This is a genomic window from Comamonas sp. Z1, from assembly GCF_008121555.1.
Classification (GTDB): Bacteria; Pseudomonadota; Gammaproteobacteria; order Burkholderiales; family Burkholderiaceae_C; genus Comamonas; species Comamonas thiooxydans.
Window position 1 is genome coordinate 1 of record NZ_VOQT01000043.1, and the last position, 11,786, is coordinate 11,786.

The 11,786-nt window shown below is 49.9% G+C and carries 12 protein-coding genes, 2 pseudogenes and 1 riboswitch; of the genes and pseudogenes, 4 read left to right on the plus strand and 10 right to left on the minus strand.

All coding sequences use genetic code 11. The features are described 5' to 3' along the window. Window positions 1-290: 290 nt before the first annotated feature. Window positions 291-454, plus strand: a riboswitch (yybP-ykoY riboswitch). 20 nt (window positions 455-474) lie between these two features. Next, a pseudogene (locus FSY45_RS27290) lies at window positions 475-1,030 on the plus strand (manganese efflux pump MntP family protein). A 696-nt stretch (window positions 1,031-1,726) separates the two neighbouring features. Here the strand turns inward: FSY45_RS27290 and FSY45_RS27295 are convergent. From FSY45_RS27295 to FSY45_RS27315, 6 genes are all read right to left on the minus strand, one after another. Continuing rightward, the gene (locus tag FSY45_RS27295; protein ID WP_046462816.1) at window positions 1,727-2,128 is read right to left on the minus strand and encodes a diacylglycerol kinase; all 402 of its coding nucleotides are present in this window, start codon (window positions 2,126-2,128) and stop codon (window positions 1,727-1,729) included. Further along, entirely contained in the window at window positions 2,097-2,846 is a 750-nt protein-coding gene (locus FSY45_RS27300) for a phosphatase PAP2 family protein (protein WP_223305787.1), read from the minus strand. The genes FSY45_RS27295 and FSY45_RS27300 overlap by 32 nt, the downstream gene beginning before the upstream one ends. A gap of 133 nt (window positions 2,847-2,979) precedes the next feature. After that, window positions 2,980-3,363 carry a flagellar basal body rod protein FlgB gene (gene flgB, locus FSY45_RS27305; protein WP_003069800.1) on the minus strand — a complete coding sequence of 128 codons (384 nt, stop codon included), beginning with the start codon at window positions 3,361-3,363 and terminating at the stop codon, window positions 2,980-2,982. Between the two features lie 182 nt (window positions 3,364-3,545). Further along, entirely contained in the window at window positions 3,546-3,698 is a 153-nt protein-coding gene (locus FSY45_RS28575; protein ID WP_223305788.1) for a zinc-ribbon domain-containing protein, read from the minus strand. Further along, window positions 3,626-3,808 carry a hypothetical protein gene (locus FSY45_RS27310; RefSeq protein ID WP_003069802.1) on the minus strand — a complete coding sequence of 61 codons (183 nt, stop codon included), beginning with the start codon at window positions 3,806-3,808 and terminating at the stop codon, window positions 3,626-3,628. The genes FSY45_RS28575 and FSY45_RS27310 overlap by 73 nt, the downstream gene beginning before the upstream one ends. A 59-nt stretch (window positions 3,809-3,867) precedes the next feature. After that, a complete protein-coding gene (locus FSY45_RS27315; protein WP_003055024.1) occupies window positions 3,868-6,099 on the minus strand; it encodes a cation-translocating P-type ATPase in 2,232 nt (743 codons plus the stop codon). Between the two features lie 76 nt (window positions 6,100-6,175). Here FSY45_RS27315 and cadR point away from each other — a divergent pair, with 76 nt between their 5' ends. Beyond that, window positions 6,176-6,622, plus strand: a complete 447-nt coding sequence (gene cadR / locus FSY45_RS27320; RefSeq protein WP_080944588.1) for a Cd(II)/Pb(II)-responsive transcriptional regulator — start codon at window positions 6,176-6,178, stop codon at window positions 6,620-6,622. 79 nt (window positions 6,623-6,701) lie between these two features. On the opposite strand, the gene FSY45_RS27325 is transcribed toward cadR, so the two are convergent. Further along, window positions 6,702-7,091: a CzcE family metal-binding protein gene (locus tag FSY45_RS27325; protein ID WP_080944589.1), complete on the minus strand. Its 390-nt coding sequence runs from the start codon at window positions 7,089-7,091 to the stop codon at window positions 6,702-6,704. 251 nt (window positions 7,092-7,342) lie between these two features. Here FSY45_RS27325 and FSY45_RS27330 point away from each other — a divergent pair, with 251 nt between their 5' ends. After that, entirely contained in the window at window positions 7,343-9,016 is a 1,674-nt protein-coding gene (locus FSY45_RS27330) for a phosphoethanolamine transferase (RefSeq protein WP_187427622.1), read from the plus strand. 243 nt (window positions 9,017-9,259) lie between these two features. On the opposite strand, the gene FSY45_RS27335 is transcribed toward FSY45_RS27330, so the two are convergent. Beyond that, window positions 9,260-9,946: a substrate binding domain-containing protein gene (locus FSY45_RS27335; RefSeq protein ID WP_255443475.1), complete on the minus strand. Its 687-nt coding sequence runs from the start codon at window positions 9,944-9,946 to the stop codon at window positions 9,260-9,262. 18 nt (window positions 9,947-9,964) lie between these two features. Next, a pseudogene (locus FSY45_RS28580) lies at window positions 9,965-10,153 on the minus strand (LysR family transcriptional regulator); the annotation flags it as partial. A gap of 85 nt (window positions 10,154-10,238) precedes the next feature. Here FSY45_RS28580 and FSY45_RS27340 point away from each other — a divergent pair. Further along, entirely contained in the window at window positions 10,239-11,351 is a 1,113-nt protein-coding gene (locus FSY45_RS27340; RefSeq protein WP_046462820.1) for a tRNA-dihydrouridine synthase, read from the plus strand. A gap of 150 nt (window positions 11,352-11,501) precedes the next feature. Here FSY45_RS27340 and FSY45_RS28110 read toward each other — a convergent pair. Then, window positions 11,502-11,786: hypothetical protein (locus FSY45_RS28110; RefSeq protein WP_222864889.1), on the minus strand; the 285-nt coding region annotated here is incomplete at its 5' end.

The window sequence follows — 11,786 nt, forward strand, 5'->3', positions numbered from 1 at the left end:
AATCGTGGCTCTGGCACGCAAGCCAAGCTTGATGTAAAGCTCAACTGCACGAATCCTGTCTGCGTATGAGTACATGAACTACCTCCTGGTAGTCCAAGTTTTTGTCCGCATCCCCGGCGGGTCAGTTTTGAGTGGAAATCAACAGGGGAGTGCATGGACAGCCCTAATGGCGGTATCGACGTAGCTTTCTTGCTAGAGGCCAGCGCTTTGAAAATGCGAGCCATTTCTAAAGCCCAGAACTCAAAAAAGGCTATGTTCCTCAAGCATTTTGATCGCTTGTAAACTTTAGTCCCCCTTGGGGAGTAGCCTGCTTCCACCCTGGAAGCGCATGCGTCAACATACTCGGCATTCAATTTGCTGTGGCGTATGCATCCGTTCTTCGGTTGGCGAGACCATAGGCATTTCATCGCGACGAGCTCGGGCCGCGGTGAGATGCCGTTGTGCTCATGCCCGACCGTTAAGAATGAATTCCCCATGAATGCCGCTTCTATCTTGCTCCTGGCCTTTGCCATGTCCACCGATGCCTTTGCCGCAGCCGTCGGCAAAGGTTCTGCGCTACTCAAACCGCGCTGGGACTGGCGCCATCTTCGGTGTCATCGAAGCCATCACACCCTTGGTAGGTTGGGCGCTGGGCTATGCGGCTTCAGATTACGTCAAGGCCTGGGACCACTGGATCGCCTTTGTGCTGCTTCTGGTGCTAGGTGGAAGAATGTTGATCGGGGCAATCAAAGTGCCTGATGGTGAAGAGCCCAGGAAACCTGCACGACATGGCTTCTGGCTATTAGTTGCAACTGGATTTGCAACAAGCATTGATGCCATGGACGTGGGCGTAGGACTTGCTTTTCTGGACGTAAGCATCGCCACCGTTGCTCTCGCTATCGGCTTCGCAACATTCGCAATGGTGACGTTGGGCGTGATGGTCGGGCGTGTACTGGGGAATATTGCTGGGCGCTGGGCCGAAGCCATCGGCGGTGTCCTGCTGATCGGTATTGGCTCGATCATTTTGTACGAACATTTAGTCGCTATCTAATTCAATTGATTGAGATTTAGATGCCGGCTTCAGTTCGAGTGGGGTCGGCCACTCAGTACAGTCAGAGTAGGCAGTGAGCTAGAACAGGAGCGGTCCACTTTTGCCCTCGCCAGTAGTATCTTCCTTTCCTACAACTGGCTCCGCTTCTGTTTGTAGCAGAGCAAATTCAGCACAGATATGAAGGCTCGGACCCTTTGTGGCACAGAGGAGTACAGCCACAAGTAGAAAGGTTCGGTAGAGCCGCTTCGGCCAGCGTGACCGGCACCAAGCCTACACCGGCGAGCATCCACTGCACCCACAGGTGCGATCACGCCAAGCCCAAGTTTCTCAGGCGCGGCACATGCTTCAAACACTCAAGGGGGCCTCTGGTCAGTCAATTCAAAACCAACGGGAGGAGCGATACATATGGCGAAGCTCATCGCAGGCATTGCAAACTTTGCATCGAATTAAAGCTCTGCTGCTCAGTGCAGGATCACCTTCATCGGTCTTTCCGTCACGGGCAACACGATGCCACTGCAAAAAGCAGCCGGCCTCACCGCGCGCAGAAATCCGTGAAATCTTCGCGAGGCATGAGCGGACATATTGGATGCTTTGCCCGACGAACAAGAGTTGGCATCACCCTGTAAGCGTGAAGACGCATGTTAAGCGATGCATGAGCTGCATCCCTGTAATGCATTCCAGCTGTTAGGCAGAAAATTAAATAAAGTTTTTATAAATTAAAGAAGACCAGATTATCAGACAAAAAATAATTGTCATTAATACGGAGGCACTTCCCAAATCTTTGGCTTTCCTGGAAAGTTCGTGATGTTGAAGTCCTACTCTATCTATTGCGGACTCTATCGCAGAATTAATTACCTCAACTATCATCAAAAACCAGATACAAGAGATCAGGAGCAATTTTTCCATCATGGATCTCCCAATCAATTGAGCCAATGGAAGCGAAATCACAAATAATATTACCTCAAGGCGGAATGCAGGCTCTAGCCACGCATCTTTTATGCCTGACCATGAGTATTTTGATGCATGCCAGACTCTAGAAAATCCTTTTCTATTCTTTTGAATATTATTAAAGATGTTGGATTTTGAGTTGTTTTTCATTTTTAACAGTATATTTCTTGATACTAAAGAATATAAACAAAAGAGTGGCGATCAACCAACAAATGAGAATCGTGACAATGTCATGAGAAATGAAATGGGCTCCTCTCAATTGTTGAGAGATACCAAATGTCAATCCAACCATAATGCCGCACAGCAATCCTAACCATCGATACTTAGGGATGATCATCTTAAAGAAGAAATATAAACCAACCCAGGCATAGCCAGCGCTCGCATGACCAGCCGGAAAGCATTTTCCGCTCCCCATCTCTTGAGGCCTGTGTTCGAAAAGACCAATAAAAGGGCGATCGCCACCAAATTGATTTAAGTTCCACGGGCAATCCATATTTGTCAATACCTTAAGAAGGCTCACCAAAATTACACTGACCAAACTGGATAAAATCAGGTAAAGCAATGGGGACCGCCATTTTTTCCGCTGTTCAGATTTGGAGGCAAGTACAAATATATATAGTGCAATGATCACAACGATTGCTAGGGTGCTCAGATGCTTCCCACCCTTATGAAGCAATTTGTTTGTAACCCAATGATCATTCAAAGACCATTCATAACCCTGCAGGGCATATATTTTCTCGGCAAAGAAAAAGTCCCCTCCAAGATACATGAAATAATAAAAAATTAGCGCCAGGAAAGTAATCGGAATCAGTAAGTGATTTACAAAGAATTCTCTATTTATATTATTTGGCATCTTCCAGCTTGTCACTTTTTGAAAATATTCATTATTTCAACCAACGAAATAGTTGGCAACTACTTTGTCGCGAATTTTATTCTTCTACTACCAGAATTAAAAAAAGAGCGCAAATAAATGCGCTCTATGAATGACCAACTAAATAAAATTAAACTAATTTCGACAGCATTTGCCCCATCTCTACATATTCATCGACAGCTTGATTCATAGCGAATTGTGTACGAATAGCATTAGCTGTAAATGATGCCCTCTCTTGATCGAGATCAACCGTATTTCTATCCATTGCATTCTGAGAGACAGGGCGAAATGCAATCTGAGGATCAATTGATGTTGGAGCAATGTTCCCAAGGTGGGACTTATTCGTAGACTGCACTGTCAGCATTTGCCTTTGCGTCTCTTCAAGCGCAGCCTTGAAGTCTATATCTTTCGCTTGGTATCCAGGAGTGTCAGCATTCGCAATATTGCTTGCTAATACTTCCATCCTCTTAACTCTAAGATATAGAGCGGCATCCTCGAATCTAAGAGAATCCATAGGATTTTTCTAGTAAATTTCGAAGCTTCAATGGTAGCGAAGTTGTCCTCTCAGCAAGATTACATTTTTGACACTATTCAGCCATTTACATGGTCTGAAGATTACATTTCTGACACCTTCTTGTAATCTGAGATCTCAGGAGAACAGAGATCACCCAGCCGATCATCTGCTCTCCCTAAGTTCTAAGCAGACTTTCCGCAGTTTGAGCAAAAACGCGATCCAAGCGCCATCTGCACGCCGCATGCGTTGCAGGCCTGGGGGGCTAGGCCGCTTCCGCACTGTTGACAGAACCGTGCTTGGGGAGAGCTTTGAGTTCGGCAGTTAGGACAAATGATCCCACCGGACACTCCTGGATCGTTGTAGGAGGCGGGTGTCCGTTTTTGATGATGACCATTCCCATGATGATCGCCACCAGATCGGTGATGGCCTCCGAGTAGGCGTTCAAAAAAGCTCATAACTATCCTCACAATTCAAGCTAGTGCACACGAAAACTCTCTGTCGAATTCAGGACTTGGGCACTTTTCCAAGCAGCCTTAGCCCATTGACTACAACTAGGAGACTTGCCCCCATATCTGCGAATACCGCCATCCACATGGATGCATTCCCGAACACTGCCAAGACTAGAAATACGGCCTTGATGCCAAGAGCAAGAGTGATGTTTTGCCAAAGGATCGCATGGGTGGATCGAGACAGCTTCACTGTCTCAGCAATCCTTCGCAAGTCATCATTCATCACGACGACGTCGGCTGCTTCCATCGCAGTATCTGTACCGGCGGCACCCATGGCAACCCCGACGTCTGCTTGGGCCAGCGCTGGGGCATCATTGATACCGTCGCCCGTCATTGCTGTGAGTCCATATTGGCCCTGGAGCGTTTTGATGGCAGCTAGCTTGTCCTCCGGCAACAAGTTTCCTCGTGCTTGCTCGATACCAGCTTCACTGGCTACTGAAGAGGCGGTGGCTTGGTTATCTCCAGTCAGCATGACTGGGGTGATACCAAGCGCTTTCAATTCAGATATAGCTTCACGAGAGGAGCCCTTAATCGTGTCGGCAACTGCAAACAGTGCGATGACTCGTTCCGGGTCGGCAAGCAATGTGACAGTACGGCCGGATTCTTCATGCCGCTTGAGCGTGGCTTCAAGCTCTGAGGAGCATTGGCCACGTTCCTCAATCAAGCGATGATTCCCTAGTACATAGACTGTTCCACTCAGTTCGGCCTGCACACCTCGTCCAGCAAGTGCCGTGAAGTTCTGAATGTCTGCGTTGTTAGGCTTCAGGCCCGCTGCGATGGCGCGCGACACAGGATGATCTGAGTGGCCAGCGAGAGCTGCTGCCACCGACTCCGCGGTATCAAGGCTGCTCGCGGCATCAACCAACGACCAGTCCACAAGGCGCGGCTTGCCCTCGGTAATTGTTCCGGTCTTGTCCAGCGCGATTGCCTTAAGCTTGCGCGCCTCTTCCAGATAGATACCGCCTTTGATCAAAATACCACGGCGGGCTGCTGCCGCTAAGCCGCTCACAATCGTCACTGGTGTGGAAATTACGAGTGCGCAGGGGCAAGCAATAACTAGCAGAACCAGTGCCTTATAGACGGCCTGCATCCACGTCCAGCCGAGTAGCCAGGGGCCTACCAATGCTACGACGACGGCGATAACGAAAATTGCAGGTGTGTAAATTGCAGCAAATCGATCAACGAACCCCTGAGTAGGCGCTCGAGTCGCTTGTGCTTGCTCAACGGCATGAATAATCCTCGCCAACGTCGAGTTGGAGGCCAATGCAGTAACTTCAAACTCAAAGGTTCCAGACTCGTTGATGGTGCCTGCAAACACTGGGTCACCCGCCGCCTTGTCAACGGGGATACTTTCACCAGTTACGGGGGCCTGGTTGATGCTCGTTTGTCCTGTCTGAACGACTCCATCCATAGGAACGCGCTCACCTGGCTTGACTCGCAGCGTCGAGCCCACTGCGATTTGTGCAACTGCGACGGTTAGCCAACTACCGTCACTTTGGAGAACCGATGCTTGGTCCGGAGCCATCGCAAGCAACCCCTGAATGGCATTGCGGGCCCGATCGACTGCTCTCGCCTCGATTGCCTCGGCGATGGCATACAACGCCATCACCATCGCCGCTTCAGGCCATTGACCGATGACGAACGCACCAGTCACTGCAACAGTCATTAATGCATTGATGTTCAGCTTGCCACGACGAAGTGCTCCAAACCCTTTTTTATAGACGTCAAAGCCCGCAAGCCAAATCGCAATCGCGGCGACCGCAAAGCCGGCGACTTTCCAAGCCATGGTTTCTGGCGCGAAGTAGCCGACACCTTCAGCAGCGATAGCAAGAGCAAGCGCCGCGACCAACTTTGGAGTTGTGCCACGCACAAGCTCATGGTCGTGGCCATCTCCAGCCGCATGGCTTGAGTCCGCCGTGTTTGATGAGATCAGCTTTGGCTCAAAGCCGGCTTCAGTGATGGCCAACAATGCGGCAGCAAGGGCATCAGTGTCCGCGTCAATTTTGAGAGTCCTCTGCGAGAGCTGGAATCGGAGTCCCCGGATACCTGGAATTGGTTCAAGTGCACGACGTATCTCAGCTTCCTCGCCCGCGCAGTCCATTGTCGGAATGCGGTAAGTTAGCCCTCTATCCAACGGAGCTGCCACCGGGCTCGGGGTAGTGTGTGAGCTGCAGCAATCCGTTGTGGCGGTACTAAGCGTGTTGTCATCAATGTTTGGGTGCTTCATACTCGATCTCCTGTTGACCATGTGGCAATTTAAAACCCTGTAGTTGGTATAGAGTCAACTCATTTCGAGGTGGTCCATGAAGATTGGTGAACTGGCTGAGGTCACTGGTACGGCGGTTGAGACCATTCGCTTTTATGAACGCGAGAAGTTGTTGCCTTCGGCTGCTAGAGCTGAAAACAACTACCGGATGTACTCGACGGAGCACATAGGCCAACTTGCCTTCATTCGACGCTGCCGATCACTGGATATGACACTTGATGAAGTACGTGCTTTGCTCTTGCTACGCGAGTCATCTGCGAAGGACTGTGCGGAAGTCAATGCACTCTTGGACACACACATAGAACATGTCACTCATCGCATTCAGGAACTGAATGCTCTCCTCACTGAACTCCAGACCATTCGTGCAAGCTGCAGCGCTCCAAAGGCGCTTTCTGAATGCGGCGTTCTCTCAAGACTGGAGACAGGCTCCACGACAAGCAGCGCGTCTACTCGCCCCCAGCGCCATATCGACGGCGCGCACTAGGGAGCCATGCGCCGACCAATTGACCGAGTGGATGCGGCAGGCGCTCATCGCTTTCTATTGTGGTAAACAAGAGGAGCATTCAATGGCGTTCGAGCTCATTGTTTGCAACGTAGATCTTTAGCGTGCTGCCTGCAAACGCGGCAGGTGCGATCTTCGACAACTCGATGGGCCTGTGACCCATCACATCAAATTTCCAGATGAACTGTTCCCCACCATTGGTGAACGCGACCGTCTCTCCACACACAAGATTGAGATATTGAGTGCTTCGTGTTGTGTCAACAACGCGTGTGACCTGAGACGCAGCACCTGCTCGTCCAAATGTTTTGTCTGCACCGCGCGTAGTCGAGTTGGACTTTGCAGTCGAGCTTCCAGACTGACTAACGAAGCTGCTTTCAGTTGCCGATGCTGTCATCACGACGGTGGCTGAGGACAGCAGGATCGAAGCCAGAATTGCGAGATTAGTTTTCATGATAAAGAGTCCTTGATCAATTACTTGAAGAGTGTCTGAGCGCTTTTCTACCCAGACACATCAAATATATAGACAGGCACTTTACGCAATATAGTCTGCAACATGATATTTTTGTAATCCACAGCGAAAATTAACCTGATTACTAAAATGTAATCTGAATGTCAGATTTCTGTCGGTATTGCGCACATAGAGTTCTGTGCCCCTATTCCAAATCGAATTTCGATATTTCTATTAGGGTTAATAGGATTTCCATGAGCGCACCAGCATCCGAAGATAATCTAAAACTTCATCGATCAAAAATAGCTTTACTTTTTCAGGGATCTAGCGATCGCCATAAAGTATGGGTACCTATTGTTGCTCTGCTTGCGATGCAAATTGTTTTTGCATCTCTAGGATATGAGGGCAGAAAAATATTACAGATAAGTATTCTACTTATACCGACTCTATTGTTATTACTGATTCCAATTAATAACTCAAGATTGAATTTATTTAGGGCACTGCTTGTATGGTGCTTTGTTTTTGTTTTTTTATTAGACTCAGCAGTTCGAGCGCATCTCATCTCAATGTATGGTGCTGCGCCAGATAGCACGATGGTGATAAGTGCACTTGCCAACACAAATACATCGGAAATTGGAGGCTATATCTCCACACACATCCGTGATTTCAGTGGATCTAGCATTATTTTATTTATTTCAGCGGGTGTTGCTCTCTGGTTATCTTTAAAAGGGGCAAGAAAAAGAACGAAGGTCTCGAAGATTGAGCTGATTGCTTTATCCATCATCATTTTGATATCCGCCGTTTCATACATCAGCAAACCATGGAGAAGGATAAATCCTCTAATTTTTTGGTCTAATTTAGCTGGATCCGTAAAGAATACGAAAGATAGCTGGGCATCATATGGAAAAGAGCGCGCCTTAGCACAAAGGTCAGCAAAAAGTGAGATTCCTTCGATTGCTAGAAAAGACAAATCCACCGTAGTTCTTATTATTTCCGAGAGCATAAATCGAGATAACATGGGTATTTATGGCTACGAAAGAAATACGACACCGATGCTTGAAAAGCTTCAGAAGGATATAGGCGATAGATTCCTCGTTATTCGTAATTCATGGTCCACGGAAGCAACTACTATTCCTGCCATTGATAGCATGATGAACTTCACAACTGGTAAAACAGATAAGAATTTAAATATTATTGCTCTCGCGAAAGAAGCAGGATATAAGACTTGGTGGATAAGCAATCATGATGATATTGCCATTACGCAAAAGCATGCAGCTATGGCCGACGTGGTTTCCATGGAAAATAATAAACCAGGAAGATCTAGCAATTCGCTTGATGAAATTTTATTGCCTTCATATGAAAGTGCCCTCAAAGATTATCACCCTCATAAATTGATTGTTTTGCATATGCTGGGGGCTCATCCTCATTATCGTCTCCGGTACCCAGAAAAGCAGCCTCAATTCCCGGATGATGAAGTATCAAAAATAATGTCGGTCGCTGAACGCTCAATGTGGGTTCAGCAATTTAGAAACGACTACGACTCGGCTATTCTTTATCAAGACACTGTAGTTGCATCTGTCTTTGAAAAATTAAAAAGTTCCCCATCCAGTGCAGAGGACTACAAGTCCGTTATTTACGTATCTGATCACGGGCAGGAAGTTGGTCATCAAACAAATAAAGTTGGTCACAGTCCCAGTACTGCATCGGGTTATAAAATTCCCACAATAATTTGGACATCAACAGGAACTGATGTAGCTTCTAAAAATATTTCCGATAGACCATTTAGAGCTGACTGGCTCGCTTGGACCATGTCGGATCTAATGGCATTACGTTGGAATAGTTACGATCCCTCTCGAAGCATTATTAACTCAAACTATAGATGGATTAGCCCAGGCTTACCTATAAAAGACACAATAACTGGCAACTAGTATATGGCAGAAGGCTGGTTTGAGGAACACCTTAGCCAATCAAGCCAGCCTTCAAAGCTAGAAATCCACTTATGGATGTAAACAAGCAGCTCGATTAAAAAGCTATGTGAGTAGCTGTTCAGGTTGCGAATTCATCAGAGTTTTAAAAATCTATAGCCTGTGGATTGATGCCAGCCAGAAGACCACAATTGGCCGGTAGCAGCTATCGATCGAGGACTGCTCACGACCCAAAGCCGTCTGCCGTTATGGCCGTTCGAGCACGAATTTCAGCTCAGAAATAAAGGCGCGAACCCGTTGGGGGACGTACTTGCGCGTGGGATATAGCGCCCAAACGGACAAGCTGGGCGGAGCAGCTTCCTCCAGCAGGACAGGTATCAAGCTTCCCCCTGAGGTTTCCTCCACTACATCCCATTGAGTCATCATGGCGAGTCCAAGGCCTTGAATGCAGGCCGCGCGCACGCCTTCAACCGAGTTGCAGCTAAAGCGTCCATCGACCCTAAGCTGCCGCTGGTGTCCGTCCACTAGGAAGGGCCACATGGGCATGCTGGTCAGCCTGATACAAGCGTGCAGCTCTAGGTCCTTCAAGGTTCTCAGGGGCGGTGCATGCTTCAAATAGTCTGGACTTGCACACAGCACGCGCGGATTGGGGGCCAGTTCCTGACCAATCAGTTCTGAGGCATTTGGAGGCGCGATGCGTATGGCTAGGTCCATTCCAGCTGTCGCAATATCCGTGACCTTGTCATCAAACTCAAGCTCCACTCGCAACTTAGGGTTCGCATTCATAAGTCGTTCTGCCACGGGCAACACGATGCGTCGGCCAAATGCTCCTGGCGTCGTCACACGTAACAGCCCACTGACGCCTTGTGCGGCTGCTGCAAGCGTGCTCGATGCCTCGCCGACAGCATCTAGGATGGTGCGGGCCAGGGGCAAGAACTCCTCTCCCTCTGCCGTTAGGGTAACAGCGCGCGTTGTGCGGTGCATGAGGCGTGTCCCCAGTGACCGCTCCAGTGCAGCCAAGTGACGGGAGGCTGCCATGGGCGTCAGGCCGAGCTGGCGGGAGGCTCCGGCCAAGCTGCCCACCGCGCTGGCGGCCACAAAGACTGCAACAGAGTCAGTATCTATAACGATTTTCGATATTCAGGCATCACATTTTGGCCCACTACCGCATGTTTTAGCACTCCATTAGATTCGGTTGTGTTATTTACATTCACCGAGTATTGCCATGAGCCTTGATGTCTCCCTCCTGCAAACATCCTTTGAGCTGAAGCGTTTGAGCCTGCACAACCGCCTCGCCGTTGCTCCCATGACGCGCGTGACTGCAACCCCTGAAGGACTCCCGACCAATGCCATGCAACGCTACTACGGCCGCTTTGCTGCGGGTGGATTTGGGCTGGTCATTACCGAAGGAAGCTTCATCGATGAAGCCTTCTCGCAGACCTATGAGAACCAACCTGGCATGGCGACACTGGCACATGCCAACGCATGGCGTCCGCTGACAGCGCAGCTTCAGGCTGCAGGCACACGGGTAGTAGCGCAACTCCAACATGCAGGGGCGCTGTCCCAGTTCAATCGACACAAGCCAGGTCAGACGATCGCGCCATCGCCGGTACAGCCGCGCGGGCACCAAATGCCGTTCTACCGTGGCGAGGGCCCTTATCCTGTTCCTCGCGAAATCACCGATGAGGAGATAGCAGACGTTGTGGCCAGTTTCGGGCGTGCAGCGGCATTAGCGGTAGGCCATGCCGGCTTTGACGGGGTGGAAATTCACGGTGCCAACGGCTACCTTCTAGACCAGTTCTTGACCGGCCACACGAACGTTCGCGCCGACCGATGGGGTTCAGCCTTGCAGCAACGTCTGGAGGCGATAGTGGAGACAATCAAGGCCGTCCGCACAGCGGTCGGCTCCGGCGTGCCTGTAGGCATTCGTTTGTCTCAAGGCAAAGTGAACGATTTCACCCACAAGTGGGCAGAAGGTGAGGAAGGAGCCGAGGCCATCTTCGGCACATTGGCAGCCACTGGGTTGGATTACATCCACCTCACTGAGTTTGAAGCCTGGAAACCTGCCTTCGAAGTAAAAGGCCCCACGCTGGTTCAACTGGCACGCAGATTCGCAAAAGACACGACCATCATCGCCAATGGTGGTTTGCATGATGTCTCCCGCGCACTGGAGGTCCTGGAGCATGGCGCGGACATCATTGCATTGGGGCGCGGCGCTCTCAGCAACCCGGATTGGCCACAAAAGGTCCAGCAGGGCATCGCGCTGGAAGAATTCGACCGGAGCATCTTAGGACCTATCGCGGACATTAAGGCGTCAGAGTTGGCGAAGGCCGCCTGATGAATGCTGGTCAGAGCCTGCTTCTGGCCGAACTCAGTCGATCATGACCTGCTGGCGGGTCAGCCGCGACCGGCACAGGCGGTCAATTCAACCGGAATCCGCACAACAGGTCAACACAGCTGATTGCACCCGCAGAAGCACTCCTTCAGGTCAGCACGCGGTGGAGTGCGCAATCGAACAACTGGTCCTAAGGTGAAGCGGTTGCTGACGTGCAATGACGTTCAAATGCTGTAGTTTGCGAATGCCGCCGCTCTGGAACTGGATCGTGGACAACTCAGACCAGCTTGTAGCAGCCATAACCTCTAAATTGAGGGTGTGCAGAATTTTGTGTAAACGGACAATCAACCGCCGGCGCAAGCCGGACTGTCCGTAAGCACAATGAGCACCAAGAAACACGACGTACCCGAAGAACTGCTGTCTGGCCTGCTGGCCAAC